We start from the raw sequence: 24,899 nt of genomic DNA, 5'->3' as shown, positions 1-24,899 counted from the left end.
ACGGGTATCCGCCGACGATGGACGTCGACGTCGGAATCGTCGCCCAACGTGGCAACGAGCGGGCACAGCAACTCACCGAAGCGCTTCTCGACGTGCTCGAATCTGATTCGGTCGCGGTCGCCGTCGACGAGGAAACCGGCGACGCGATCGACGTGGTGTCCGTTCCGGTGACCGAGATGGCCGACTCCGACCTCGTCGTGAGCATCGGCGGCGACGGAACGCTGCTGTTCGTCGCCCGTGAGGTCGGATCGACGCCGATCCTCGGAGTAAACCTCGGCGAGGTCGGCTTTCTAAATGCCGTCTCACCAGCCGATGCGGTCGACGTCGTCACCGATCTCGTCGACCGACTCCGGGGGGGTGATCCACTCGAGAGACGAACCCTCGAGCGACTCCGGGCGCGTGGGGACGGATGGACGCTCGAACCCGCGCTCAACGAGATCGTCGTCCACGGGCCCCGACGGGGCCACGGTGGCGGAGCGACGATCGAGATTCGCGTCGACGGCACGCGGTACGCGGACGGCCACGCCGACGGCGTCCTCGTCGCGACGCCGACGGGTTCGACGGCGTACAATCTGAGCGAGGGCGGGCCACTCGTCCACCCGACGGCCGACGCCCTCGTCGTCACGCAGATGGCGGCTGAAGACTCGATGCCGCCGCTCGTCGTCGATCCCGGCGCAGAACTCGAACTAACCGTCACGGGGGCCGAGACGGCGTATGCGATCAGCGACGGGCGAAATCGCCACCGACTCGAGTCGCCTGCGACGGTCTCGGTCTCGCTTGCGGCCGACCCCGTCACCCTCGTCGGTCCGAGAACGAACTTCTTCGACGGCCTCGAGAAACTCGAGTGACCGACCTGGCCGTCGACTCAGCGAGGCTGTTCCGGAGAACTCCGTGAACTACGGACGTCGGTCGTCGTCTCTTCCGGTCGTGCTGTCGGAGTCGGTCTCGGGGTCGGTTGTGGACGACTCGGGCAGGTTGGGATCACGGTAGGGGTTCCGGCCGTACGCGGGTAGCTCGTCGTCGAGTTGACTCTTCAACACCCGCCGAAGCCGGTTGAGATTCGTTTTGTCGAGGCCGTACTGGGCGGCCAGCCGCGTAAACGCCGATTCGTCGGTGATGTCGTGGGCGCGGTAACGACCGAACAGGTCGTCCATTCGGTCGGCCGACAGCGATCCGACGTCGACGTCGTCGAGGCCGAAGTACGTCCGCCGGTCGACGTCGACGACGTGTCTGATGACCACCAGCGCGACCTTCTCGATCGCGCGCTGACTTCCGAACTCGGTGAGGTCGATCTCGTCCATCACGCCGAGCGCGAGGTCGCGTTGCCACGGCGTTACCTCGAGGGCGTTACACAGCGCCTGCGTCGTGCGCAGTCGGTCGAGGTGGTGTGCGCGCTCGCTGTAGCCCGGCGTCGCCGCGTGTTGTTCGTCGTGGAGGCGGCGAACGTTCTCCGAGAGATCGCCGTCGGGTGACTCCGCGCGGCCGATGACGGTCGCACTCGGCGTGACGACGCCCCACCGGCGGACCGTCGAGTCACGCTGGACGTCCGCCCGGGAGAGCGATCCGGAGCCAGGGCGCGTCTCGAGGCGACGCTCGCGTTCGGGCGTTCGAGGGCGCTCGAGTGCGACGCCCCCTTCCGGGTTGGATCGGGGATCGACACCGTCGTCTCTCATCTCGTCGGTGGTTCGGCGGGGGAGAGTGAAAAATGCTCGCTCGTTTCGCAACGGTGTGGACCGGACCAGTAGCGTCGATGATACGATCCGGCTACGAGCGGATCGACGATATCTGACGCTCTCGCGTTTGGCCCCGGCGAGAATCCCTTCGTAGCTTTACCTTGTGACCAGAAGCACTTAAAGAACCGAGCGATCCCCGGTTCCGTGAGCCGCCGCGATCATCCCGTCGACGAACGCATCGAGTCGGTCCGTCTCCGGTCCGTCGCGTGCGTGCCTTCCGGGATCGATCTCGACGGGTGGGTGTGCGAACGCGCGCCCGACCGCGTCGCCGATCGTCTCCGTGCCCTCGCCCCGGCGCTTTCGTTCGAGCAACGTGTGAGCGCGGTCGATCCGCTCGGCGTCGAACACCGTCGGGGCCTGCTCGGACAGGAAGCGATCGAACTCGAGTTCGGGGAGCTCGTGCTCGCCGCGCTCGCCGGTCGCCCACAGGTAGCGTGCGTACATCGCCGCCCGGGTGATCGTCAGGTTTCGTTTGACGGTCGGTCGCGTCTGCGTCTCCGCGTATCGTTCGTCGTCGGCCGGAACCGTCGTCGTCCCGTCGCCTGCCTCGACCACGTAGCCGTCGTCGGTCGTCTCGAGGATGGGAACCGTCTCGTCGTCGTTTCGCACGAGGTGGTGGGAGACGTACTTCCGGTAGTTGTTCGTCGCGATCCCGCGCCAGGCGTGATAGAGGTCCATCGGATCAACCGTCCGTTCGACGTACGCCGCCAGTTCGTCGGGGTCGTACGCGCTCCGGTAGCGGATCGGACTCCGAAGGAGATCGATCGCGCCGTCGTTCGAGTCGGCGAGCAACCGGGCGAACGTGCGGACGTCCCACCCCTGGAACTCGAGGTCGACGTCCGTGCGATCGGCTTCCGACGTTATCGTCGTCGGCGGTTGGCGAACGTGGGCGTACCGGCGGAGGTCCGACTGGACGAAGACGAACCCGACGTCGTAATCGCTTTCGGGGCCGGCCGCGCCCCACGCGTGACTACCCCGGGCGGCCGCCAGCACGACGTCGACGTCGTGATCCGACTCGAGAGCCGAGAGTTCTTCGTCGGTGGCGTCGATCACGGCCGCTGGAACGGATGTCATCGGAAGAACGAACTGGAACGCCGCCGTCGTAGACGGCGTTTCCCTACTATATCTTCATCTTGTGACCAGAGACACTTAAAGGACGAGCGGTTGGGGAGACGACCTTCGGTTGCCGACTCGAGTCCGCGCTCTTCGGCCTGGCCGAAGACGAAAGACGAGGAGAGACGCTCACTGCGGGCGCGACTTCGGGTAGTCGTGCCCGACGACGAGTGCGAGGGCGTGAACCGCGAGCAGTCCGAGGAACAGCGACAGTCTCCCGACGGAGTCGATCCCGGCGACGAGGACGGGAACGTAGGCGACGGGAAGGAGCGTGCTGATCCAGAAGCCTGCAGCGGTCGCGGAGTCGCCGATGTGCATACTGCGGCCTATCGCATCGACTCGAGCGAGACGAACGAGTCCCCGTGAGCCGTAAGCCAGTTGGTCAGCAGTCGATCCTCGCTCGCCGCCTTCGGGAAGATCGCACATTCGTTCGGCGCGTCGTCGTTTTCGACGACGACGTGATCGAGGGCTGCACTCGAGTCGTCGAGTTCGTCGGTCCGTGATTCGACATCGTATGTCATATGGTAACAGGCGAGGTGCGCCGATCGAATTTACCCGATTGGACCCCATTGTTATCGATCGATTACCGGACTGGACGACGATGCCGCTCGTACGCCCGGCGTCGATCGTGACCGCCGTTTCCACGTCAGTGAGTTCGTCTTTGCGTGACGTGTCCGGCGGTCTTAGGGATCGACTGTAACGGTAGTTACCCGTTACGCTCGAGTAATATCGGATTTCGGACGCACTCGCGGCGATCGCCAACACCCACGGATCGCTCGGTACGGGATGGGGGTGTGAGTACGCTCTCGCCGGTGGGAGCGACGACTACTCCGGGCGGGCCGCGAGCGTCATCGTTTCGACCGTCTCGGAGCTACCGCGTCGGAGCAACAACTCGAGTTCGTCGCCGGGGCTGGTCTCGAGGGCGAGAAACGTCGAGAGTGCGTGCCTGTCGGGGATCGGCTCGCCGTTCATCTCGAGGATGACGTCGCCGCCGACCGGGATCTCCTCGTTTCGGCGGGTAGTCGTTCGATCCGAGCCCTCGAGGACGCCGGTGGCGGGGCCGTCGGGCAGGACGTCGACGACGATAACCCCTCCCGCCTTCGAGAGGTCGTTCTCCTCGGCGATCAGCCGATCGACCGTCGCCAGCGTGATCCCCATGAATGGGTGTTCGAACTCGCCGTCTTCGATGAGCGCCGGTACCACACGCTCGGTCAGAGCGGCCGAGATGGCGAAGCCGATGTTGTTGCCGCCGCCTGCGTTGACGACGCCGACGACGTTCCCCTCGAGGTCGACGAGCGGCCCGCCGCTGTTGCCCGGATTGACGGCCGCATCGGTCTGGACCACGTTCGGGAACGAAAAGCGCCGCCCCGGCGCGTCGAGGGTCCGGTTGACGCCGCTGACGACGCCAGCCGACATCGATCCCTCGAGGCCGTAGGGGTTGCCGATCGCGAGCACCTGTTGTCCGACGACGGGCCGTTGTTCGGTCAGCGAAAGCGGCGTCGCGGCGTCGGGAACGTGGTCGGCCTCGAGGACGGCAAGATCGCTAAAGCGGTCGACGCCGACGAGCTTCGTCGCCGTCCAGTCGCCGTTGATGTACTGGAGGTCGACTTCCTCGCCGTCGGCGACGACGTGTTCGTTGGTCACGAGGTGGCGGTCATCGTAGAGAAAGCCGGATCCCTGACCGCGACCTTCGGTCTGGGTGAGCGGATCCTCGACGCCGAAGACGCGGACCTGGGTCACGGAGTCGATGATCGCGTCGTAGACGTCGGTGTACGTCGATCCCTCGGCGTGATCGTCGCGGTCGATCTCCGCCGACAAGCCGCCCTCGACGGCGCTGTCGCGCTGGGGTTCCGCACAGCCGGCGAGGGAACCGACGAGACCGCCGCCAGCGGCAGCGAGGAGGCCGCGGCGACTCAATTCGGGATTTTGCATACGCCACGGCTAGGACCACACCCATTTGAACACCGGGGAAACGGAACACCCCCTCGAGTACTGGAAACCCCTGGCTCCGACCGGACCTCGGGGATGGCCCGAGTATCGGGGAACAGAAAACGTGTTACGCACGGCCCCCCACGCTCGGGACATGATCATCGACGACGCCCGCGCGCTGTTGGCGACGGGAGCGGTCTGTGACTCCTGTCTCGGCCGCCCGTTCGCCGACAGGAGCTTCGGGCTGACCAACGCCGAACGCGGTCGGGCGCTCCGAACGACGGTCGCACTCGCCGACGACGAGGACTTCGAACCGACCGACCCCGACACCTGCTGGGTCTGTGAGGGGCACTGTGGCACGTTCGACGCGATCGCCGAGACGGTCGTCGACGCCCTCTCAGGCGTCGAGTTCGAGACCTATCAGGTTGGAACGCAAGTGCCGCCGCTCGTCGAAGAAAACGAGCGGCTCCTCCGCGAGGACGCCGGTCTCGAGCCGGACGTCGGCGAGTCGATGAAACGCGAAGTCAATCGAGAGGTCGGCCGCCGCGTCGGCGCGGAGACGGGAACCGACGTCGACTTCGACCGCCCCGACGTCCTCGCCGTGATCGACCTCGCCGGATTCGATCCGCTCGAGGCCATCGAGTCCGGCGAGGTGACGAGTCACGCAGTCGACGTCCAGGTGAATCCGGCGTTCGTCTACGGCCGCTACCGTAAACTCGAGCGGGACATTCCACAGACCGAGTGGCCCTGCCGAGAGTGTGGCGGCAGCGGCGTCCAACTCGGCGACGACGGCGAGGAACCCTGCGAGCACTGCGGCGGTTCGGGCTACATGTACGACACGAGCGTCGAGCAGGTCGTCCGCCCCCACGTCGTCTGCGCGATGGACGGCGACGAAGGCACCTTCCACGGAGCCGGCCGCGAGGACGTCGACGCCCGGATGCTCGAGGGGGGACGACCGTTCGTCCTCGAGGTGAAACGGCCCCGCGTGCGGGATCCGGACCCAGCCGAACTCGAGGCCGAGATCAACGAGGCCGCCGAGGGCGCAGTCGAGGTCGACGGGCTCCGACTCGCAACGTACGAGATGGTCGAACGGGTCAAAGAACACGACGCGAGCAAGCGCTATCGGGCCGACGTCGCGTTCGCCGACTCCGTCGAGCGAGACGAGTTCGAGGCCGCACTCGCCGAACTCTCGGGAACGACCGTCGAACAGTACACGCCACAGCGAGTCGACCACCGGCGGGCGAATCTCACCCGTGAGCGGACGGTCTACGAGATCGACGGCGAGTTGACGGAGCCGACCGAGGCCGAGGTTCGGATCCACGGCGCTGGCGGGCTCTACGTCAAAGAACTCATCAGCAGCGACGACGGACGGACGGAGCCGAGTCTCGCCGGGTTGCTCGAGACCGACGCCGAGGTGACGGCCCTCGACGTGACCGGTGTCGAAGGCGAGGACGAGCCGTTCGAACTCGAGGCGTACTTCCGAGACGAACCGCGCTCGTAGCTCGAGCGGAGACGCCGTCGATTCCGACGCTCGAGCTACGGCCGTCCCGGATCACTCCGTCTCGAGGCGGGACCGAGCTCGCTTGACGTAGGTGTTCCCGTCCCAGCTTCGAACCGCCGCGATCGAATCGAGGAAGGCGACCGCTTCGTCGGCAGAACACGTTCCTCGTCGGATAAACGACGAGAGGAGCGTCGGGGTCGTTACGAGACGCGTGTCCGCCAACGAGGCGTGGATCAATCCGAGGCTGTTGAACTCGTCGCACAGGAGGAGATCGCTTGCCCGTTTGTTCGCCAAACTCACGGCCGCGTTTTCTCCCTCGTCGAGCGGAAACGCCTCGTCGAGGTCCGCCTCACGCAGTTGGTCCTCCGTGAGCCGATCGAGGACGCTCGTCGCTGCTCGGCCGTGTTTGTCGTCGAACGATGCGACTTCCTCGAGTTCTCGATAGACGGCGTTCGGAACGAGTAGCGCGTATTCTGCCTCCAGTAGCCGAAACGGGGAACGGTCCGCCTCGTCGACGATTCCGAGACTGACGAGGGCGGACGTATCCGCAACTACCTCCGCCATCTATAGATCGGCGATTTCGTCGACGTACTCGTCGTCGAGTTGCCGCTTGAGTACGCGGAAATTCGCCGCTTCCTCCCGACCGACGAGATCGGCGAGTTCATCGAACGTGATCTCGTCGTCGTAGTAGGCGGCGGCGATCTCCTGTTTGAGTTCGTCGTCGTGTGCTGCTTCGCGGAGGTACTCGCGAAGTGCCGTCACGAGGACGTCAGTTCGATCCGAGCCGAGTACCGTCGCGAGCGCGTCCGCCCGGTCGATGAGCCGATGGGGGGCACGAAACTGTACTCGTTTCTTCTCGGAACTCATGATGTGTACATTGTACGCCTGCTGCTATAGGCGTTGTGTACTCGACAGCGAACGACTTAACCGTCTGCAATCGATCACCTCGAGACGTGCAATTCGGCGTCGACGAAGCCGGAAAAGGTCCCGCACTGGGGTCGATGTTCGCCGCGGCGGTGTACCTCGAAGAGCCCGCCGCCCTCCCCGACGGAATCGCGGACTCGAAGCGACTCGCACCCGCGCGCCGCGACGAACTGGCGGCGACGCTTCGAGCGGACGACCGGATCCGCGTCGGCGTCGCCGAGATCACGCCGGCGACGATCGACGATCCGGAGACGGACATGAACTCACTCGCCGTCAGTGCTCACGCGATGGCGATCGCGGACGCGCTCGAGGGGGTCGACGACCTCGAGTCGATCGACGGGGCGACCCCCACGGGTCCGATCGAGGGGCTGTGCGACGCCTGCGACACCGACGCCGACCGGTTCGCCCGACGGGTGACCGAGGCGTGTTCACCCGAGATCGATCGCCCGCTCGAGATCGACGCCCGTCACGGTGCCGACGACGACTCGGCGCTCGTGGGGGCGGCGAGCGTGATCGCGAAAGTCGAACGCGACGCCCACGTTGCCACCATCGCCGAGGAGTACGGCGAGGTCGGCAGCGGCTATCCGAGCGATCCGACGACTCGCGAGTTTCTCGAGTCCTACGTCGCCGACCGCGGCGAACTGCCGCCGTTCGCTCGCGAGTCGTGGTCGACCTGCCAGGACGTCCTCGTGGCCGCCCAGCAGACCGGACTCGAGCGGTTTGGATAGCGAGCAGTTCGAAAACCGGTGAACACCGACGAATTGTGACGGACCCATCGAAGGTTTAAGCGGTCGGTCGGTGCAAGAACGACCGTGCTCGAGGTTCTGTCGCTTTTGGCGCTCGCCGCCGCTGCGACGGCGGTCGTCTGGAAGGGAAGCGAGTGGCTCGAGCGCGCGGCCAACGACCTCGCGGCTGGCTACGGCGTCCCGGGCGTTGTCCAGGGCGCAGTGATCGCCGCCGTCGGCTCGAGTATGCCGGAACTGGCGAGCGTTCTCCTCGCGACGCTCCGTCACGGCGAGTTCGAGCTTGGCGTCGGTGCGATCGTCGGCTCTGCGGTGTTCAACCTGCTCGTTATCCCCGGTGTGTCGGTACTGGTCGGCGGTCGGATGGATACGAACCGCGATCTCGTCTACAAGGAAGCGCTGTTCTACATGCTCGCGGTCGCCGTCCTCCTGTTGACGTTCTCGCTCGCGGTCATCTACTACCCCGGTTCCGAGAACGCCCTCGCAGGGACGATGACGCGGCCACTCGCGTTACTCCCGCTCGGACTGTACGTTCTGTACCTGTTCGTCCAGTTTCTCGACGTCGCCGATCACGACGCCGTCCGCAAGGACGTCGGCGCGGGAACCTGGGGGTGGTTCGCCGTCGGGCTGGTCGTCATCGTCGTCGGCGTCGAGGGACTGGTTCTGGCTGCGATCGGACTCGGCGACGCGTTCGCCACGCCGGCGTTCCTCTGGGGGATGATCGTCGTCGCCGCCGGTTCGAGCGTCCCGGACGCGTTCGTCAGCGTCGTCGCCGCCCGGGAGGGTCGTGCGAGCGTGAGCCTCGCGAACGTCCTCGGGAGCAACGTGTTCGATCTCCTGGTGGCGATTCCCGCGGGCGTTCTCGTCGCCGGCTCGCTCGAGATCGCGTTCCCACACGTCGTCCCGATGATGGGGTTTCTGATCCTCGCGACGGTCGTCTTCTTCGCGATCGTGCGAACCGACATGCTCCTCACGAGACGCGAGGCCTGGACGTTGCTCGTCCTCTACGGCGTTTTTGTCGGCTGGCTGATCCTCGAGAGCGTCGGTACGACGAACGTCGTCCCGAGCTGAGGTCGGTCGGCTCTCGCCAACCTCGATCGAAGCGCCGTCACTCGATGCTCGTCGTCGCTCGCGGAGCGTGATTCAGCGGGAAAAAACGGCTCGTCGGGGCGGCGTTACTTGTCCGTCAGCAGACGCTGGAGGATGTCCCCGTAGGCCGGACGGGTGATTAGCACCCCGATGAGCACGCCCAGGATCGTGATGATGGCGAACCCGCGCAGGTCGCCGAGGCTGAGCACGGCAAGCGGCGAGAGCGCGATGATCGTCGTCGCCGCCGCGGCCCCGATGATCCAGAACGCTTTCCGGAACCGGGATTCGAACACCCGACTCGAGCTGACGTCGCCGTCGTCCATCACCTCGTCGGCGATGATGACGAGGTCGTCCACCCCCGTCCCGACGACGGCGATGAACCCGGCGACGTGCGAGAGGTCGAGTGGCATCCGTATCGCCGCGGCGAACCCGAGCAGGATCACCACCTCGGCCATCGCCGTGAGGAACATCGGCGCTGCGACCTTCGGGTTCCGGTAGCGCAGGAAGATCATCCCACAGACGGTCACCACCGCGAGCCCGCCGATGAGCAGCGAGTAGAGCTGGAACTGCTCGGCCTGGGAGGGCTGGACGGTAAACGTCTGTTCCTGACTGAAATCCAGCGGTGCCTCGAGTGCACCCGACTGGAGGTTCACTGCGAGGTGGTGGGCGTCTTGCTGGGTCGGCACGATCATCCGGAACGTCGGATCGTTCACCCAGGTTCCCGCCGCCATATTGTTGCCGAGGTCGCCGCCCATACTGTGAGCGTCGACCACGTCGCCGTCGACGACGGTGAGCAGACACCACTGGGGATCGTCGGGGTCGAAGTCGAACTCGCCGGCCTGGCGATCCTGAATGTGACAGCGGCCTTGCCCTTCGCCCGTAAATCCGAGTTCGTTCATCGAGTTCTGGTACTCCGAGGCGGGACTGTTGCCGTCCTCGTCTTCGGTACCGTCGACGGTCACCGGGACGTAGTGTTGGTCGCGCTGATCGTCGTAGGAGGCGACGCCGGGCTCGGCGATCTCCTGACCCTCGAGGACCGTCTGGTTCGCCTGGCCACCGTCGCCGTCGGGATGGAATGCGACGATACGAACGTCACCCCGGTCGCTCAGAAGCTCACGAAGCTCGTCCGGTTCCATGCCCGGCACTTCGGTGACGATGTAGTACTGGCCACCGAGCGTCGCCTCCTCGTAGGCGTTCCCGCCGGAGAGTCCAGCCTCGTTGATCCGTAGCTCGATCGTCTGGATGATCGAGTCGCGGGTCTGCTGGGTGACGCCGTCCTCGACGTCGTCTTCGGTGACCTCGAGGCCGAGGTCAGCCGAATTCAGCGCGTCGGCGAACTCGGCGTGGCTCACCTCGTTAGAGAAGAGCTCCGCGGTGTAACGGTCGTCGTTTTCGTGGTAGCGCACCCGGACGTCGGCCGACTCGAGATCGGCGTCGTCGTACTCGTACGCCAGTAAGGCCTCCGTGAGCTGGCGTTGCTCGTCGTGTTCGATCTCGAGGTTGTCGGCGGTCATTCCGACGGGCGGTGCGCTCACCCGCGTTCCGCCGTCGAGACCGAGTCCGTACTCGATGTTCGTCGCCCGGTCTTCGACCTCGGCTTCCTCGCCGGCCAGCGAGTCGTCCGCGACGATGCCACCGGGGATAAAGAGGGCGACGAGCGCGCCGCCGACGAAGGCGACGATGAGGATCAGTCGCCAGTACTCCATGACGAACGCTTTCGGCCCCATTACGATCTCACCCCGTGGAACTTGTACCACCGAAGCAGGCTGACGTTTAACATGTAGGTGTTCATCAGGTCTGCCGCGAGACCGACGAAGAGGATGATGCCGATCGATGCGAGCAACTCGACGCCGAACAGCGACGCGGCGATCCCCATGACGAGCATCGCCATCATCGACGTCACGGTCATCGTGATCCCGGTCCGGGATGCGCGGTGGGTGCTCTCGTAGAAGTCACCGCTCCGCCGGAGGATGTGATTGTTCAACAGGATGTCGGAGTCGACCGAGTACCCGATCAACATCAGGAGTGCGGCGACCGTTCCGAGCGAGAGCTGGATACCCGCAAGCGACATGAACGCGAGCGGGATCACGATGTCCGAGAACGCCGAGAGGACGATCGCGATCGACGGAACGAACGTCCGAAAGAGCAAGAACGCGAGGACACTCATGCCGAGGAACGCGACGGCGATTCCGAGCAGGGCGGTCTGTTGGGCCTGCTGGGCGAAACTCGCAGACGCCGTCGTCTCGGACTGAACGATCGACGCGTCGCCGTCGGCCTCGAGGTTCGCCTCGGCCTGATCGGACAGTCCCTGGATCGTCTCCTGGTCCTCCACGCCGGCGAACTGAACCGTGTACTGGTTGTCGACCCCCGGCGCCTGGATGGTCGTGATCGAGTCGGGTTCGCGATCGAACGCCGATTCGATCTCCGCCTCCGAGGAGGTCGTCTGGACCGTCAGTTCCGCGCCGCCGGCGAAGTCCATCCCCAGCTGGACCGGCGCTCCGGTCACGAGAAACGAACCGCTGAGGACGAGCAGTGCAACCGCGAGAAGCGCGAGCGGCACCGCCGCGAGCTGGCGGTTGCTGTACCGGGAGTACTCTATCTCCGGTACGTCGAAATACCCCATGTATCGGACCACTGGAAGTCAGCCGAAGTAAGCCTTCTCAATTTCTGCAGCATGTTTCTGGACAGTCGAAATCGAAATATTCCGCACACTGAAGCCGCTCGAGGCCGTACGTCGGCGTATGACCGACACTCGCGAGCCTCAGGGCGACCGACCCGACGACCCAGCGTCAGCCGAAGAATCAAAGTCGGCCGACCGGGTCGTGGTTTCGTATCCCGCGGACCTCTCCGACTGGGGCCGGTTTCAGGTCGAGAAATCTTCGTTCCGTGCGTTTCTCCGGAAGACGAGGGAGACCGCGCGCGATGGCAACGTCTGGGAGGAGTTCGTCGGCGTCGGCTGCTGTGGGAACACACTCGACGTCCCGCTTCGGGTCGAGCGAACCGACGGCGGCAGTCGAATCGACGCGGAGACGGCGATCGAGTACGAGGTTCGCGACGCCTGCGGCGTCGAGGGATCCTGGAGCGTCCAGAGCAAGGAGGGGCCGAGTCACTCCTGACGACGGTTCGTCGGGAGACGGCGGCGATCAGTCCGGCAGATACCGGACGCTCACCACGCCGTCGTCGGCCGACCGACGGACTTCGACGCGAACCGCCTCGAGCCGTGCCGCTCGCGCGATCGTCTCCTCGTCGTCGATGACGTCCTGTGCGGCGGATTCGATCTCGTCTTCCGGGACACGGAGAACGTGGATCTCTCCGGTTCCGGCCCGTTCCTCCCGGACGACGTCCCCGACGGCCGCCTCTGCTGCGATTTCCGTTTCGTGCCTGGTCGGCTCGAGATCGCTGTCGACCAGTTCGATCGATCGACGGCCGTCGACCTCGATCACCTGCCAGGTCACCTCGAGGGGCGGATCGGGTGCGACCGTCGCCTCGAGAACGTCGTGGACCTCGAGCCCTGGGTTCGAAGCCAGCGTGTGTACCTGTGCAGTCTCGACGTCGCGGACGACGGCCGACTCCGCCTCGGCGTGGGTGACGACGAACGTCCCGGTCTTCTCGCTCATGCCCCCCCGTAGGCGGAGGACGGTTTTCGAGGTTTCGTCTCGTCACCGTCGGTTCGACATCCCGACTCGAGCCCGTCGCATCGACCTGGCTCTCTTCGCGGGTTGGGGAAGAGCTGCGGGAGAACGAGGAAAAGAACGTGCTACTGGGAAAGCACAGGATCGGCGTCGGCCCACACCGACTCGAACTGACACTCGAGTCGCGCGGCGAACTCTTCGTCACGAATGTCGACGACGCCGATGCGCTCGTCGTCGAAACTGGGGTGTGGGATGTCGATGGCGACGCTGGTCCCGTCGACGATATCGAGCGAGACGTATCCCTCGCTCGTCCGTCTGACCTCGACGGTGGCGTCCTGATTCGTCGCCAGTTCGAACGCGGCCGCTGGAAGCGTCTCGGCCAACGTGTCGCTTACCAGGAACTGGACCTCGAGGTCCCCGTTTATCCCGTCGAAAAACGCCTCGAGTTCCGCCCGGTAGCGCTCCCACGGCGCGTTCTCGTACGGCGAACCGACGACGGCGAAGATGCGTTCCTCGGCGGTCCTGACCTGCTCTCGAAGCGTGGTGATCGCGTCCTCGCTGCCCAGCGGTGCCGGCCAGAAGTTCCCGTCGGTCGGCGGCGTCGGCGCGAGATCCGACCGAATCGCGTCCGCGAGTTTCCGGTAGCGCCTCTCCTCGCGCTCGAGCGTGCGTGTCCGTTCCGCCAGCAGCCGATCGACGGCCTCGTCGGGATCGACCGCGACGTACCGCCGCGGATCGCCGGGGTGGGCGTTGACGATCCCGCGGGCCTCGAGTCCGTTCAACACGTCGTAGATCCGCCCCGTCGGCACGCCGCTGGTCTCCGAGACCGTCCGTGCGGTCGCCGCGCCGCTGGCGAGTAACGCCCGGTAGGCGCTCTCCTCGTAGCTCGAGAGTCCGAGTTCCTCGAGTTCGGTCATGAAAACCCGTTGTCGGTTCGCTGCCAAAGGCGTTCCCATCGGCCCGCGAATCCGGTTCGTTCGGAGGCTGGTGTCTCGCTCTCCCGGCGCACCCGCAACCCGTGGGACGTGCCCACCGGAACGTCGGGACAGCATCCGTCTCAGACAGCGGACGCCTCGAACGCAGTGCGGTCGAGTTCGGACCGCCCCGATACGTCGATACCGGGCCGGACGGATCGCGTGACGGAACGACTTTAATCCAGGCCAGTGGTGTTCCGTCCATGAACGTCGACATCGGTAACGCGCTCGCGTCGGTCTCCTCGCCGGGCGTCTCGAGAGACTCCCTCGAGCGACTGGACGAGCGGGTGGCGAACGCACACGAACGAATCGAGGCCGGCCGAGCAGACGGCGAACACGGCTACGCTGCGTTGAACCTCCCCGAGCGGACGGATCCCGGCGAGATCCGATCGACCGTCGACCCCGTCGCGGACGCCGAGGCGCTGATCACGATCGGCATCGGCGGCAGCGCCCTCGGCGCGGCGACCATCGTCGACGCCCTCGAGAACGAGGGCGATGGGACGGAGACCGTCTTCCTCGACAACGTCGACCCCGTGTGGGTCTCGCGCCGACTCGAGGGACTTCCTCTCGCGGAGACGGCGATCAACGTCGTCTCGCGGTCGGGAACGACGGCGGAGACGCTCGCGAACTTCCTCGTCGTCCGGGAGGCGTTCGAGTCGGCCGGCGTCGACTGGACCGAGCGGACGATCGTCACGACCGGCGACGCCGGTCCGCTGCGTGACCTCGCCGATCGCCACGACCTACCCTCGCTTCGGGTTCCCGACGGCGTTCCCGGTCGTTTTTCCGCGCTGTCGGCGGTCGGACTGGTCGCCGCGGCTGTCTGTGGTCACGACCTCGAGGCGGTGCTCGCGGGCGCTCAAGCGGAGGCCGAATCGCTTTCGGGCTCGCTGTTCGAGTGTCCGGCCTACGCCTACGGCGCGACGGCGTATGCGCTGGATCAACGCGGTATCGGCACGAACGCGATGATGCCCTACGCGGAGTCCCTCGAGACGTACGCGGAGTGGTTCGCCCAGCTGTGGGCCGAGAGCCTCGGGAAAGACGAGCTCGGACAGACGCCGGTTCGCGCACTCGGCGTCACCGACCAGCACTCACAGCTTCAGCTGTACCGGGCCGGGCCGCGGGAGACGCTCGTCACGTTCGTCCGACCGCGAGAGACCGAAGACCGGCCGATCCCCGCGACGGACGTCGACGATCTCTCGTATCTCGGCGACGCGACCCTCGGCGAGTTACTCGAGGCCGAGTTCGCGGCGACGGAAGCGAGTCTCGCCGCCGCGGGACGCCCGAACGTCCGCCTCGAACTCGAGCGCGTCGACGAGTACGAACTCGGCGGCCTGTTGTACGGAATGGAAGCCGCCTGTGTGCTCGGTGGCGAACTGTACGAGGTGAACGCCTTCAACCAGCCCGCCGTCGAGTGGGCGAAAAAGGCGACGCGCGGACTACTCGGTGGCGAGGAGTTCGCGGAGGCCGAGGCGGTCGCCGAGAAGACGGAGCTTCGCGTCGAACGGTAATCGGGCAGTCACGAGGCGGCGCTCGGTTGGAGACTGTGATCGGCTCGAAGGGGTGATCGGTTGGAAACAGTGATTGGCTCGAGGCGGTTCGGCCTGAAACGGTGATCGGCTCGAGGCGGCGCTCGTACGAGTCGGCGTTCGCGTCCGGTTGCGGAGGTCCTATGTTCTTTCGCTCGAACCCAAACGTATGACCGAGACTGCACGACCCGATGGGACGTCCGTTCCGTCGGCGGTCGTCCCGGGAATCGGGGCCGCACTCTCGCTCGTGACGCTGATCGCCCTGCTCGTCCCGGTCCAACGCGGTCTCGAGGATCCGGCAATCTGGGCCGCCCTCGCCCTCGCAGGTGTCGCCACGCTCGCGTTTCTCGTCGGCGTCCACGACGACGTCGACCGGCGAATCGGCGGCGGGATCGCCCTCTCCTCGAGCGTGGGCGTTCTCCTCCTCGTCGGGTACGCGATGAACCAGGGACACGCCGTCCCGGTCCCGCTCGATCCGCTCCCGGTTTCGTTCCCGTTGCTCTTCGGCGCGTTCGTCACCGCGGGTCTGGGTATCGGTCTCGGTGCGGCCTCCTACGCCGACGTCGATCCCGTTGGTCTCCTCGTCCGGAGTGGATACACGGCGGGAATGATGGGCGTCGGTGTCGTCGGCCTGTTCAGTATCGAGGTGGTACTGGTCCTGTTGGTGATCCCGATCATACTCCTCTTCGGGTCGCTTTCGCTCACGCAGGCCGTCGCGCTCAGCCAGCTCGGAATGGCCGTCGGAACCGGAACCGTCGCCGTCGCCTACCTCGTGTTTCGGGGCTACGATCTGTCGTACATCGACGTTCGGTTGCCAACCAAGCGTGACGTCCTCTGGACCGTCGGCGGCGTTCTCGTCATTTTCGGCGCGCTGTTTGCGATCTCGGCAGTGTTCTACACGACCGGGGTCGAAAGCTCCGATCACGGCACGGCCCAGCAGGCCCAGGAGAATCCCGAAATCCTCCTCATCTTGATTCCTGCATCGCTGCTCGTCATCGGCCCTTTCGAGGAACTGCTCTACCGAAACGTGATTCAGAAGGCGTTGTACGCACCGTTTTCCCGCTTTGGTGCGGTCGTCGTCGGAAGCGTCATCTTCGCGCTCGTCCACACCCAGGCGTACTGGACCGCCGGAACCGGCCAGCTCGTCGCGAGCCTCGCCGTCGTGTTCGGACTCTCGATCGTCCTCGGCGTGATCTACGAGCGCACCGAAAACCTGGTCGTTCCAGCGCTCATCCACGGCGTCTACAACGCCATCCTCTTTACGAACCTCTATCTTGGCTACGCGTGAGACGTTGGATCGACTCGAGCGCTCTCGGTTGACACAGAGCGCGAGATACGCCGTCAGGACTCGCGCCACTTATCGCCGCACTCGACGCAGGTGAACAACCGAACCTCGTAGGAGCCGCCCGGCTTCGGCATCAACTCGGAGTAGGCCCGGTCGCTGTCGCAGTCGTCCGCCGGACAGGGCTCCTGCGTCGTCTCGGTGGTGCCCTGGGTCGCGTCGGCCACGGCGGGTGCCCCGTCGTCCCGCTGTCCATCCTCGATTGCCATCGCCGCTTCTGCGTGCGAGTCCCGCGGCTCCTCGTTTTCACAGGAGCGACACACCCACGTGTCGCCCTCCGTGTGCATCATCGAACCACACTCGTCACAGAATTGCATATAACGGAGGAATACCGGTTGTCGGATATATGTGTTAACCTCCGATCCGTTGTGGAGTTCAGTTCGGGTTCTTCCGCGCGAGCGCCGAGCCACAGATCGGGCACCGATCTTTCTCCTCGTCGTACTCCCGGCCACACCCCTGACACTGGAAGTGCCAGTGGCGCTGTTCGTCGATCCCCTCGCGGGCGATCACCTCGACGTCGACGTTTAGCTTCTCCGCGACGTTTTGCATCGCGTAGTCGTCGGTGACGAGCGTTCCGTCGAGTTCGAAACTCGCGGCGACGAGACGAACGTCAGTATCGGAGAGCACCTCGAGGTCGCCGGACTCTTTGGCCGCCCGTCTGACCTTCTCCGTGGTGTCCTCGTTCGGGATGTGAATGTGCATCCCGGAGCCTTCCATCGCATCGTAGCGATAGGCACTCTCGTCCTCGAGTTCCTCGCGGACGAGCGGAATCGTCGCAGTCTGTTCTGTTGTATGAAAGTCGTGAATAAAAGCCGAAGAGTCGAGAACGTACATACCGTTAGCGCTTGACGACGATGTAGTCTTTTACCGCCTGAACGCGGTTGACGGGGACCAGAAATCGGCCGGTGTCGTCGATATCGAAGTCGATCCGCTGGGCCGGAACGTCTTCGTCGGGTTCGACGATGAGGTCGTGGAGCCCGCCGGTCTTGAGGTCCATCGTGATGTTGTAGAGCAGTCCAAGCTCGGTGCCGTCGGATCCCATGACGGACTTGCCCGAGAGGTTTTCAGCGAGTATATCGCTCATGTATACTCGTATTTACTAATCGGTATTAAAAACAGGGGGAGCGTCGCATCAATCAGTATACAGCACACAGGTCGTTTTCGCCTCGGTCGACGCCTCCTCCGATTCGAGGCGGGGATCGTCCGACGATCGTCTGATACGGTTTGCTGTAACGATTTACCGGTGCGACCGCAGGACGGGTCGCGGTCGCACCGGAAATGACTCACAGCAGACCGTATAACTCGCGCCGACCGAACCGAATCGCTGGTTCGCCGTCGCGTTCGACCATCGACACCGCCTGGCGGATCGCCCGTCGGCGTCGAGTGGTGAGTTTCTCCCGCCGCCGTGACGATGGGTTTAACTATCGCCCTGCGGAGGAACTAGACAAGACCTTCTCTGGTGGTTTACCATGTCGGAACCCGACGCAGACACTCTCGATCCCACATCCCTCAGAACGCCGATCGTCGCCGTCCTCGGGCACGTCGATCACGGCAAGACCAGTCTCCTCGACAAGATCCGCGGCTCCGCGGTCATCGAGGGCGAAGCAGGCGCGATCACCCAGCATATCGGAGCCACCGCAGTCCCACTCGATATCGTCTCGACGATCGCCGGTGATCTCGTCAACCCGGACGACTTCGACCTCCCTGGGCTCCTCTTTATCGATACGCCCGGACACCACTCGTTTACGACGCTTCGGTCCCGCGGCGGTGCGCTCGCCGACATCGCGATCCTCGTCGTCGACGTCAACGACGGCTTCCAGCCACAGACCCTCGAGGCGCTGGACATTCTCAAGCGGTCGGAGACGCCGTTTATCGTCGCGGCGAACAAGATCGACACTGTCCCCGGCTGGAACGTAAACGAGGACTCGCCGATCAACGCGACCTACGAAGCCCAGTCTGACCGCGTCAGTTCCCGCCTCGACGAGAGCCTCTACGAGATCATCGGCAACCTCTCCGACGAGGGCTTCTCCGCGGACCTCTACTGGCGAGTCCAAAACTTCCAGCGAAACGTCGGTGTCGTCCCCGTCTCGGCGATGACCGGCGAGGGCGTCCCGGACCTGCTTGCGGTGATGATGGGACTCTCCCAGCGCTACATGAAAGAAGAGATGGAGATCGACGTCGCCGGCCCCGGCGTCGGCACCGTCCTCGAGGTCAAAGAGGAGAAAGGCTTCGGGACGACGATCGATACCGTCCTCTACGACGGAACCGTTCGCGCGGACGACCAACTCGTCGTCGGTGGCCAGAACGACCCGATCGTCACCGACGTTCGGGCGCTCTTGCAGCCCCGACCGCTCGCGGAGATCCGAACCGAGAGCCGATTCGAGAAAGTCGACGAGGTCTCCGCGGCGGCCGGGATCAAAGTCGCCGCACCCGATCTCGAGGACGCGATGGCCGGCGCGCCTGTCCGGGTCGTCCGCAACCGCGACCTCGCGGAGGTCGTCACCGAAGTCGAGGCCGAACTCGCGGACATCGCCGTCGACACCGCCGAACAGGGCGTCGTCGTCAAAGCCGACACGCTCGGCAGCTTAGAGGCGATGGCCGATGCGCTGGACGAAGCCGAGTTGCCGATCGTCCGCGCAGAGGTCGGCGATGTCGCCCCGCGGGACGTCTCGGTCGCCTCGACGGCCGAAGACCAGAAACAGCAGGTTATCCTCGGCTTCAACGTCGACGTTCTCGACGATGCTCACGACCGTGCCGAGATAGATGACGTCCGGATCTTCGCCGACGAGGTTATCTACCAGCTCATCGAGGAGTACGAGGAGTTCGTCGACGAACTCGAGCGCGCCCAGCAGGATACGATCCTCGAGAACATCGTCCGACCGGCCCGATTCAGGATCCTGCCCGATCACACGTTCCGACAGAACGATCCGGCCGTCGTCGGCGTCGAAGTGAACTCGGGAACGCTCCAGAACAACACCAATGTCGTCAAATTCGACGGAAACGATCCGGAACGCGTCGGCCAGGTCAAAGGCATCCAGGAACAGGGAGAGGACGTCGACGAAGCACGTGCCGGCAATCGAGTCTCGGTCGCGATCGACGGCCCAACGGTCGGCCGCGGCATCGAGGAAGACGACGAACTCTGGACCGGTCTCCCCGAGAAACACGCGAAAATTCTCGAGCAGGAACTCACCGACGAGATCCCCGGTGACGAACTCGAGGCGCTGAACATGTACCTCGAGAAACAGCGCAAGCGGGACCCGTTCTGGGGTAAGTAAGCGGTCGCTCGAGCGTGTTGTGGAACGGTCCCCGTGGAATTCAGCCGCATCGATCGTCCATCGACAGATCGCCGGAAAACGGTTCGTCGATCACGTCGAACTCCGCTCGGATCATCGCTTCCCCTGTCTCGTGATCGACATCGTCGCCGGCGACGTGCGCTCGCGGTCGGTTCCGGACGCTGGGTTCCCAGTGACCGCGGACTTCCGTCCGCCCGCCGCGTGGAAACAGTCGCGCGTGTAACTGCCAGTCCCCGTCGTCGGATAGCCGAACGAGGTTGCCGCGTTCGTAGACGATCTCGTCGTGTCGCTCGTACGCGTGAAGGTACGACAGGTAGTATTCGGAGAACCCCCGCCGTTTGAACTCGGCGATCGCGTCCGCCGGGGACATCTCGAGCACGCCGATATACCCAGCCTCCGACGGCGTACAGACGGCGAGCGATTGTGGTACGTAGTCGTCCAACTGCTCGTAGGAGAGACGCGCCGTCGTCGTTCGAACCGACGACGGTGATGCGACGTGGGCGACCCCGCCGGCCGTAAGCAATCCGGCACCGGAAACGGCCAAAAACCTCCGCCGATTCATCAGGTAAGATACTGTTACGGCGGAGTAAACACACCTGGATGCAATTGTCCACGCACTATGAGAGTCGGCGCTCGTTCCGACGCTCGGGTCGACGGACCGGTCGATTCGGCGACGGGTTTCCGGCCGCGTCGCGTTGTCCGTCGGCCTGGCCGGTGGACAGGTCTCCGTCACCCAAGCTGCTCGAGTCGAACCCGTGCCCCGCCGTCGAGTTCCTCGAGCGCCGACGTATCTGAGAGTCGGGCGACGACGTTGACCGGCGAGGCCGCACGGGGCTCGCCATCCACGCTCGCGGGCGTCTCGCCCCAGAACAGACACAGCTTGCTCCCGAGCGGCCAGTAGGCGATCGTTCCCTCCGGAACTGCCTCCCTGGCGTTCTCCGCCGGAGCGTCGACCGGGACGTCGAAGTAGAGTTCCTCACCCCAGCGGACGGCATCCCCGGAAAGCGGGATCGCGTCCTCGACCGCCCGTCGCGTCTCGGGCGCGTCGTCGGTCCAGTTTGCCTCGAGTTCGAGTTCGTCGACGGTGACGCGAAGATCGGCCATAGCGGGGCCGACGAACGCGAGTTACTTCAACGCCGGCGGTCGGGTTCCGTAGCCGGATCCGCGGGCGAAGTCGTCCGCGCTCGCTCGCGGGCGCGGTCGATCCCCTCGAGGACGGCCTCGGGATCGTCGATCACCGAGCGATCGCACCGCAGACTCGGCCACAGACGTTGCTCGAGGACGAGCTCGTCGTCGGTCAGCCCAACGTCGTCGACCCGTTCCCAGGGAACGAGTGAGCTACTGATAGGGATTATCGTAGCCAACCACCGGTTTCGAATCCTCTCTTTCGGCACTGTCTCTCGGTTCTTCACTGGGAAACGATGAACTCCTACGATAATCCCTATGACCCCGTGTCCCGGAGGGGCTGTCGTTCGGGCCACGATCCACCGAAACCGCCGTCTAGTAGACCGTCTCATACGGTCTGCGATGACTGATTCCCGGCCGATTGCACCCGGTCTGCGATCGACCGGTACCGACTCATCGCGGTCCGTCTCACGCCTCGAGTATCTCGTCTTCGTCATCCTCGGGGACGACCAGCGAGCCGTCGAGGACGGTGACGCCACGACCACCCACGCGTACTTTCGACTCGAGGCGGACGCGGACGATCCCGGGTCGGTCGACGTAGTGGCCTTGCTCGAGGCGCATCTCCTCGGGCGTGTCGTCGTCGAACGCGCCGAAGTGGTCGAGATACGCACAGACTGCGCCGCTTGCCGTTCCCGTCACGGGATCCTCCGGAACGCCGGCACCGGGTGCGAACATCCGCCCGTGGAGCGTCGACTCGGCCTCGAGTGCGTCGAACGAGAAGAGGTAGACGCCGGCGGCATCGACGTCGTCGGCGAGTTCCGCGAGTGCGGCCATATCCGGTCGCGCACTCCCGACGTCCGAGAGGTACGTGATCGGTGCAATCAGGAAGGGGAGTCCGGTCGACGCCACCGCCAGCGGGAGGTCGGCGCTTGCGCCCTCGAGCGCGGCCCGGCCGACCCCGAGCGCGTCGGCGACCCGGCCGTAGCCGACGTCGACCTCGTGGACGGCCGGCGCGTCCTGGGTCATCCAGACCGTGCCGTCCACGGCGACGTCGATCTCGAGGACGCCGACGTTGGTCTCGAGCGTGGTCGTCCCCGGCTCGAGGCCATCCTCGTGGAGGTGGGCGAACGAGCCGATCGTCGCGTGCCCGCAAAGGTCGACCTCCTGGCTCGGCGTGAAATACCGGATCCGACGGTCGGCGTCGTCGCTCTCCCGCAGGAAGGCGGTCTCGCTAACGGCCATCTCGTTGGCGATCGCCTGCATCTGGCTTTCGGAGAGGCCGTCCGCGTCGGGGACGACGCCCGCGGGATTGCCGGTACACGGCTCGTCGGTGAACGCGTCGACCTGGACGATCCGAGTCGTGTGCATACGCGGTGATGAGACGGAACGCCCTTCGCTCTTTTCACTTCGTGGACCTCCCCGGGCGACGGCGGATGGCTACGTCGTCGCGCTCGAGCCGCCGGATCGGCGCGTCCACAGGCGGCCCACGCCGTACTCGAGCGTGCTGACGAACAGGGTGATTCCCAGGAAGACGAACCACGCCCCGACGTACAGGACGTGGGGGTCGCCCGGCCCGCCCACGTACTGCTGGGAGTGGACGCTGTTGACGAACAGGACGACTGCGGCGGCCATCGGCAGGACTAGATCGTAACGAAGGAGCAGGTACACAGGGACGGCAAGGACGACGACGCCGCCGACTGCGCCCCAGACGTATACCCCGGATGGGCCGGTCATTCCCCACTGACTGGCGATTCCCAGCGACGCGAGGACGTGGACGACACCGGCGGCCACGGCGAGCGCTGCTGCCCCACGCCGATCGCTCGGGATCGGGAGGTCGCGGCGCGGATCGGGAAGCCACGCAGTCCGTGCGCGAACGACGTGTTCCCAGAATCCGGCGAGGACGACGCCCGCGAGCCACGCGTACCAGGCGGACGTGTAGCGGGTGAGGTACAGTCCGTCGCTGACGACGGTGTGGCCGGTCGGTTCGTCGATCGCGGGCTCGATCTCCGCGACGTCCTGAAACGTCGGTGCGGGCGGCGTGAGTTCCCAGTAGAGTGCGAGTCCCGCCAGCAGACCGACGACGAGCAGGGGGACGACGAGCCGATCCTCGAGGGCGAGCCAGATCGGGACCGCGCCGAGCGCGATCAGGCCGCCGTAACGAACGGCCGACTCGAGCGGTGCGGCGAGCGTCGGGCCGGTGTCGTACCCCAGTCTGAGTGCGACGCCGACGACGAGGGCGGCGTGAGCGATTCCGACGGCGACCGCGATGGCGGCGTGGAGGGCGCGCCGTTGCATATCGACTTCTCGAGGCGGACTCCTGTTAACGTTTTCTCACGTTCAGGTGACGACGAGACGGGTTGCGGGTGCGATCAGTCGTCGCTCGGACTCTCGAGTGGGACGTCTTCGTTCGGGTCGTCGTCCAAACCGCCCTCCGGCGTCGTACTCGTGTCGTGCGTGCCAACTGGCGGCAGATTCACCTCCGCCGCGGGCGACGCCTCGAGATCCGTCGTCGTCTCGAGGTGTTTCATCTCGCCATCCGCGACGTCACGGGCGTCTTGGTCGATCCGCATCGAACAGAACTCGACGCCGCACATCGAGCAAAAGCGCGCCTCCTTGTAGTTGTCTCCGGGCAAGGTCTGGTCGTGATACTCCCGGGCGCGGTCGGGGTCGAGCGCGAGGCGGAACTGCTCGCGCCAGTCGAACTCGTAGCGGGCCTCCGAGAGCGCGTCGTCCCAGTCTCGAGCGCCCGGCAGACCGTTGGCCACGTCGCCGGCATGGGCGGCGATCCGGTACGCTGCGAGGCCGTCGCGGACGTCCGCCTCGTCGGGCAGACCGAGGTGTTCTTTCGGGGTCACGTAACAGAGCATCGCCGCGCCGGCCTGGGCGGCCATCGCGGCGCCGATCGCGCTCGTGATGTGGTCGTAGCCGGGCGCGACGTCGGTCACGAGCGGGCCGAGGACGTAAAAGGGCGCACCGTCACAGACCTCCTGCTGGCGCTCGACGTTCTCGGCGACCTTGTGCATCGGGACGTGGCCCGGCCCCTCGACCATCACCTGGACGTCGTACTCCCACGCGCGGCGCGTGAGTTCCCCGAGCGTGTCGAGTTCGGCGTACTGGGCCTCGTCGCAGGCGTCGGCCAGCGACCCCGGCCGCAGGCTGTCCCCGAGGCTGAAGGTGACGTCGTGTTCGGCGAAGATCGCACAGATTTCGTCGTAGACCTGGAACAGCGGGTTCTGCTCGCCGTGTTCTTCCATCCACTTCGCCATGATCGAGCCGCCCCGCGAGACGATGCCCGTCTTCCGGCCGTCGGTCAGCGGGAGGTGTTCGGCGAGAATGCCGGCGTGGATCGTCATGTAGTCGACCCCCTGTTCGGCCTGCTTCTCGATCACCTCGAGTAACAGCTCCGTCGTGATATCCTCGGGACTCCCCGCCTGCTTGACGGCCTCGTACAGCGGCACCGTCCCGAGCGGGACCGGCGAGTGCTCGACGTGTGCCTCGCGAATCTCGTCCAAGTCGCTGCCCGTCCCGAGATCCATCACCGTGTCCGCGCCGTAGTGGACCGCCGTGTGGAGCTTTTCTAGCTCGGTCTCGAGGTCGCTCGTGGTCTCGCTGTTGCCGATGTTGGCGTTGACCTTCGTCGCGAACTCCCGGCCGATGATCATCGCGTCCAGCGCGTCGTGGTTCCGGTTCGCCGGGATAACGGCCTGCCCCTGGGCGACCTGTTCACGGACGAACTCCGGATCGCGGTTCTCGCGTTCCGCGACGCGTTGGATCTCCTCGGTAACGATTCCGTCTCGAGCCGCTGCGATCTGCGTGTTCGCCATCGATAACTAGGTTGTATGATCGAGTTATAAATAGTTATCTCGTCGTCTCGAGGCGAAAACGAGGACGCTCGATCACCCCCGGACAATCGTCGTGTCGGTTCCGTTCGAGCAGCGGTAGTTATCCGGTATCGCCGGGTCGAGAAACGGCGCG

General features: G+C 65.3%; 27 protein-coding genes and 1 pseudogene. 8 read left to right on the top strand and 20 right to left on the bottom strand.

Annotated elements, in window-relative coordinates; all coding sequences use genetic code 11:
* Positions 1–17: 17 nt before the first annotated feature.
* Positions 18–848: an NAD(+)/NADH kinase gene (locus GRS80_RS16810; RefSeq protein WP_160048566.1), complete on the top strand. Its 831-nt coding sequence runs from the start codon at positions 18–20 to the stop codon at positions 846–848.
* Between the two features lie 48 nt (positions 849–896).
* Here GRS80_RS16810 and GRS80_RS16805 read toward each other — a convergent pair whose 3' ends face one another.
* The 5 genes from GRS80_RS16805 to GRS80_RS16785 all read right to left on the bottom strand — a co-directional run bounded on the left by GRS80_RS16805 (position 897) and on the right by GRS80_RS16785 (position 4,778).
* A complete protein-coding gene (locus GRS80_RS16805) occupies positions 897–1,673 on the bottom strand; it encodes a DNA-directed RNA polymerase subunit epsilon (RefSeq protein ID WP_160048565.1) in 777 nt (258 codons plus the stop codon).
* 177 nt (positions 1,674–1,850) lie between these two features.
* Complete coding sequence (locus GRS80_RS16800) at positions 1,851–2,807, bottom strand: nucleotidyltransferase domain-containing protein (RefSeq protein WP_160048564.1); 957 nt, start codon at positions 2,805–2,807, stop codon at positions 1,851–1,853.
* 168 nt (positions 2,808–2,975) lie between these two features.
* Positions 2,976–3,164: a hypothetical protein gene (locus GRS80_RS16795; RefSeq protein WP_149080272.1), complete on the bottom strand. Its 189-nt coding sequence runs from the start codon at positions 3,162–3,164 to the stop codon at positions 2,976–2,978.
* An 8-nt stretch (positions 3,165–3,172) separates the two neighbouring features.
* Positions 3,173–3,367: a hypothetical protein gene (locus GRS80_RS16790; RefSeq protein WP_160048563.1), complete on the bottom strand. Its 195-nt coding sequence runs from the start codon at positions 3,365–3,367 to the stop codon at positions 3,173–3,175.
* 304 nt (positions 3,368–3,671) lie between these two features.
* The gene (locus tag GRS80_RS16785; RefSeq protein WP_160048562.1) at positions 3,672–4,778 is read right to left on the bottom strand and encodes a trypsin-like peptidase domain-containing protein; all 1,107 of its coding nucleotides are present in this window, start codon (positions 4,776–4,778) and stop codon (positions 3,672–3,674) included.
* Positions 4,779–4,929: 151 nt separating this feature from the next.
* On the opposite strand from GRS80_RS16785, the gene GRS80_RS16780 reads away from it, so the two are divergent.
* A complete protein-coding gene (locus GRS80_RS16780; RefSeq protein ID WP_160048561.1) occupies positions 4,930–6,276 on the top strand; it encodes a tRNA pseudouridine(54/55) synthase Pus10 in 1,347 nt (448 codons plus the stop codon).
* A 51-nt stretch (positions 6,277–6,327) separates the two neighbouring features.
* On the opposite strand, the gene GRS80_RS16775 is transcribed toward GRS80_RS16780, so the two are convergent.
* Together GRS80_RS16775 and GRS80_RS16770 are read right to left on the bottom strand one after the other, a co-directional pair.
* Positions 6,328–6,840 (bottom strand): hypothetical protein, encoded by a 513-nt coding sequence (locus GRS80_RS16775; protein ID WP_160048560.1) that lies wholly within the window; start codon positions 6,838–6,840, stop codon positions 6,328–6,330.
* A complete protein-coding gene (locus GRS80_RS16770) occupies positions 6,841–7,143 on the bottom strand; it encodes a hypothetical protein (protein WP_160048559.1) in 303 nt (100 codons plus the stop codon).
* 86 nt (positions 7,144–7,229) lie between these two features.
* Between GRS80_RS16770 and rnhB the strand changes: the two genes are divergently transcribed.
* Complete coding sequence (rnhB, locus tag GRS80_RS16765; protein ID WP_343161617.1) at positions 7,230–7,928, top strand: ribonuclease HII; 699 nt, start codon at positions 7,230–7,232, stop codon at positions 7,926–7,928.
* A gap of 84 nt (positions 7,929–8,012) precedes the next feature.
* Positions 8,013–9,014 carry a sodium:calcium antiporter gene (locus GRS80_RS16760; protein WP_149080279.1) on the top strand — a complete coding sequence of 334 codons (1,002 nt, stop codon included), beginning with the start codon at positions 8,013–8,015 and terminating at the stop codon, positions 9,012–9,014.
* 104 nt (positions 9,015–9,118) lie between these two features.
* Here GRS80_RS16760 and GRS80_RS16755 read toward each other — a convergent pair whose 3' ends face one another.
* A complete protein-coding gene (locus tag GRS80_RS16755; protein WP_160048558.1) occupies positions 9,119–10,759 on the bottom strand; it encodes a preprotein translocase subunit SecD in 1,641 nt (546 codons plus the stop codon).
* Positions 10,759–11,655, bottom strand: a complete 897-nt coding sequence (gene secF / locus GRS80_RS16750) for a protein translocase subunit SecF (RefSeq protein WP_160048557.1) — start codon at positions 11,653–11,655, stop codon at positions 10,759–10,761. Before secF ends, GRS80_RS16755 begins: the two co-directional genes overlap by 1 nt.
* Before the next feature lie 118 nt (positions 11,656–11,773).
* Here secF and GRS80_RS16745 point away from each other — a divergent pair, with 118 nt between their 5' ends.
* Positions 11,774–12,148, top strand: coding sequence for a hypothetical protein (locus GRS80_RS16745; protein ID WP_160048556.1), 375 nt, complete (start codon positions 11,774–11,776; stop codon positions 12,146–12,148).
* A 27-nt stretch (positions 12,149–12,175) separates the two neighbouring features.
* Here the strand turns inward: GRS80_RS16745 and GRS80_RS16740 are convergent, their stop codons facing one another.
* Both GRS80_RS16740 and GRS80_RS16735 read right to left on the bottom strand, forming a co-directional pair.
* Positions 12,176–12,649 carry a DUF5812 family protein gene (locus GRS80_RS16740; RefSeq protein WP_160048555.1) on the bottom strand — a complete coding sequence of 158 codons (474 nt, stop codon included), beginning with the start codon at positions 12,647–12,649 and terminating at the stop codon, positions 12,176–12,178.
* A 140-nt stretch (positions 12,650–12,789) separates the two neighbouring features.
* A complete protein-coding gene (locus GRS80_RS16735; protein ID WP_160048554.1) occupies positions 12,790–13,581 on the bottom strand; it encodes a helix-turn-helix domain-containing protein in 792 nt (263 codons plus the stop codon).
* Between the two features lie 260 nt (positions 13,582–13,841).
* Here GRS80_RS16735 and GRS80_RS16730 point away from each other — a divergent pair, with 260 nt between their 5' ends.
* Both GRS80_RS16730 and GRS80_RS16725 read left to right on the top strand, forming a co-directional pair.
* A complete protein-coding gene (locus GRS80_RS16730; RefSeq protein ID WP_160048553.1) occupies positions 13,842–15,146 on the top strand; it encodes a glucose-6-phosphate isomerase in 1,305 nt (434 codons plus the stop codon).
* Positions 15,147–15,333: 187 nt separating this feature from the next.
* A complete protein-coding gene (locus GRS80_RS16725) occupies positions 15,334–16,452 on the top strand; it encodes a type II CAAX endopeptidase family protein (protein WP_160048552.1) in 1,119 nt (372 codons plus the stop codon).
* Between the two features lie 53 nt (positions 16,453–16,505).
* Here the strand turns inward: GRS80_RS16725 and GRS80_RS16720 are convergent, their stop codons facing one another.
* From GRS80_RS16720 to GRS80_RS16710, 3 genes are read right to left on the bottom strand one after another with little or no spacing between them, the layout of a single operon-like run.
* Positions 16,506–16,823: a DNA-directed RNA polymerase subunit M gene (locus GRS80_RS16720; RefSeq protein WP_160048551.1), complete on the bottom strand. Its 318-nt coding sequence runs from the start codon at positions 16,821–16,823 to the stop codon at positions 16,506–16,508.
* A gap of 58 nt (positions 16,824–16,881) precedes the next feature.
* Positions 16,882–17,340, bottom strand: coding sequence for an NOB1 family endonuclease (locus GRS80_RS16715; protein WP_149080286.1), 459 nt, complete (start codon positions 17,338–17,340; stop codon positions 16,882–16,884).
* A 4-nt stretch (positions 17,341–17,344) separates the two neighbouring features.
* On the bottom strand, positions 17,345–17,590 hold the full coding sequence (locus tag GRS80_RS16710; protein ID WP_160048550.1) for a PRC-barrel domain-containing protein: 246 nt from the start codon (positions 17,588–17,590) through the stop codon (positions 17,345–17,347).
* Positions 17,591–17,975: 385 nt separating this feature from the next.
* Here GRS80_RS16710 and infB point away from each other — a divergent pair, with 385 nt between their 5' ends.
* Complete coding sequence (gene infB / locus GRS80_RS16705) at positions 17,976–19,781, top strand: translation initiation factor IF-2 (protein ID WP_160048549.1); 1,806 nt, start codon at positions 17,976–17,978, stop codon at positions 19,779–19,781.
* A 40-nt stretch (positions 19,782–19,821) separates the two neighbouring features.
* Here infB and GRS80_RS16700 read toward each other — a convergent pair whose 3' ends face one another.
* The 6 genes and pseudogenes from GRS80_RS16700 to thiC form a co-directional block, all read right to left on the bottom strand.
* The gene (locus tag GRS80_RS16700; RefSeq protein ID WP_160048548.1) at positions 19,822–20,361 is read right to left on the bottom strand and encodes a hypothetical protein; all 540 of its coding nucleotides are present in this window, start codon (positions 20,359–20,361) and stop codon (positions 19,822–19,824) included.
* A gap of 167 nt (positions 20,362–20,528) precedes the next feature.
* A complete protein-coding gene (locus GRS80_RS16695) occupies positions 20,529–20,903 on the bottom strand; it encodes a cyclophilin-like family protein (protein WP_160048547.1) in 375 nt (124 codons plus the stop codon).
* A 26-nt stretch (positions 20,904–20,929) separates the two neighbouring features.
* A pseudogene (locus GRS80_RS16690) lies at positions 20,930–21,142 on the bottom strand (PH domain-containing protein); the annotation flags it as partial.
* Positions 21,143–21,392: 250 nt separating this feature from the next.
* The gene (locus GRS80_RS16685; RefSeq protein ID WP_160048546.1) at positions 21,393–22,292 is read right to left on the bottom strand and encodes a PhzF family phenazine biosynthesis protein; all 900 of its coding nucleotides are present in this window, start codon (positions 22,290–22,292) and stop codon (positions 21,393–21,395) included.
* A gap of 69 nt (positions 22,293–22,361) precedes the next feature.
* Positions 22,362–23,219 carry a hypothetical protein gene (locus GRS80_RS16680; RefSeq protein ID WP_160048545.1) on the bottom strand — a complete coding sequence of 286 codons (858 nt, stop codon included), beginning with the start codon at positions 23,217–23,219 and terminating at the stop codon, positions 22,362–22,364.
* A 74-nt stretch (positions 23,220–23,293) separates the two neighbouring features.
* Entirely contained in the window at positions 23,294–24,748 is a 1,455-nt protein-coding gene (thiC, locus tag GRS80_RS16675; RefSeq protein ID WP_160048544.1) for a phosphomethylpyrimidine synthase ThiC, read from the bottom strand.
* Between the last annotated feature and the right edge of the window lie 151 nt (positions 24,749–24,899).

The organism is Natrialba sp. INN-245, assembly GCF_009807105.1.
GTDB lineage: Archaea > Halobacteriota > Halobacteria > Halobacteriales > Natrialbaceae > Natrarchaeobius > Natrarchaeobius swarupiae.
Note: the sequence above shows the minus strand (reverse complement) of the source record. Positions and strands in the feature narration are given on the sequence as shown.

Coding starts and splice junctions, on each gene's coding strand:
- GRS80_RS16710 (WP_160048550.1), bottom strand. CDS start 17,590: ATGAGCGATATACTCGCTGAAAACCTCTCGGGCAAGTCCGTCATGGGA.
- GRS80_RS16700 (WP_160048548.1), bottom strand. CDS start 20,361: ATGAATCGGCGGAGGTTTTTGGCCGTTTCCGGTGCCGGATTGCTTACG.
- GRS80_RS16685 (WP_160048546.1), bottom strand. CDS start 22,292: ATGCACACGACTCGGATCGTCCAGGTCGACGCGTTCACCGACGAGCCG.
- GRS80_RS16680 (WP_160048545.1), bottom strand. CDS start 23,219: ATGCAACGGCGCGCCCTCCACGCCGCCATCGCGGTCGCCGTCGGAATC.
- GRS80_RS16805 (WP_160048565.1), bottom strand. CDS start 1,673: ATGAGAGACGACGGTGTCGATCCCCGATCCAACCCGGAAGGGGGCGTC.
- GRS80_RS16715 (WP_149080286.1), bottom strand. CDS start 17,340: ATGTACGTTCTCGACTCTTCGGCTTTTATTCACGACTTTCATACAACA.
- GRS80_RS16790 (WP_160048563.1), bottom strand. CDS start 3,367: ATGACATACGATGTCGAATCACGGACCGACGAACTCGACGACTCGAGT.
- secF (WP_160048557.1), bottom strand. CDS start 11,655: ATGGGGTATTTCGACGTACCGGAGATAGAGTACTCCCGGTACAGCAAC.
- GRS80_RS16720 (WP_160048551.1), bottom strand. CDS start 16,823: ATGCAATTCTGTGACGAGTGTGGTTCGATGATGCACACGGAGGGCGAC.
- GRS80_RS16740 (WP_160048555.1), bottom strand. CDS start 12,649: ATGAGCGAGAAGACCGGGACGTTCGTCGTCACCCACGCCGAGGCGGAG.
- GRS80_RS16780 (WP_160048561.1), top strand. CDS start 4,930: ATGATCATCGACGACGCCCGCGCGCTGTTGGCGACGGGAGCGGTCTGT.
- GRS80_RS16800 (WP_160048564.1), bottom strand. CDS start 2,807: ATGACATCCGTTCCAGCGGCCGTGATCGACGCCACCGACGAAGAACTC.
- infB (WP_160048549.1), top strand. CDS start 17,976: ATGTCGGAACCCGACGCAGACACTCTCGATCCCACATCCCTCAGAACG.
- GRS80_RS16735 (WP_160048554.1), bottom strand. CDS start 13,581: ATGACCGAACTCGAGGAACTCGGACTCTCGAGCTACGAGGAGAGCGCC.
- GRS80_RS16785 (WP_160048562.1), bottom strand. CDS start 4,778: ATGCAAAATCCCGAATTGAGTCGCCGCGGCCTCCTCGCTGCCGCTGGC.
- GRS80_RS16745 (WP_160048556.1), top strand. CDS start 11,774: ATGACCGACACTCGCGAGCCTCAGGGCGACCGACCCGACGACCCAGCG.
- GRS80_RS16725 (WP_160048552.1), top strand. CDS start 15,334: ATGACCGAGACTGCACGACCCGATGGGACGTCCGTTCCGTCGGCGGTC.
- GRS80_RS16770 (WP_160048559.1), bottom strand. CDS start 7,143: ATGAGTTCCGAGAAGAAACGAGTACAGTTTCGTGCCCCCCATCGGCTC.
- GRS80_RS16695 (WP_160048547.1), bottom strand. CDS start 20,903: ATGGCCGATCTTCGCGTCACCGTCGACGAACTCGAACTCGAGGCAAAC.
- GRS80_RS16810 (WP_160048566.1), top strand. CDS start 18: ATGGACGTCGACGTCGGAATCGTCGCCCAACGTGGCAACGAGCGGGCA.
- thiC (WP_160048544.1), bottom strand. CDS start 24,748: ATGGCGAACACGCAGATCGCAGCGGCTCGAGACGGAATCGTTACCGAG.
- GRS80_RS16755 (WP_160048558.1), bottom strand. CDS start 10,759: ATGGGGCCGAAAGCGTTCGTCATGGAGTACTGGCGACTGATCCTCATC.
- GRS80_RS16795 (WP_149080272.1), bottom strand. CDS start 3,164: ATGCACATCGGCGACTCCGCGACCGCTGCAGGCTTCTGGATCAGCACG.
- GRS80_RS16730 (WP_160048553.1), top strand. CDS start 13,842: ATGAACGTCGACATCGGTAACGCGCTCGCGTCGGTCTCCTCGCCGGGC.
- GRS80_RS16775 (WP_160048560.1), bottom strand. CDS start 6,840: ATGGCGGAGGTAGTTGCGGATACGTCCGCCCTCGTCAGTCTCGGAATC.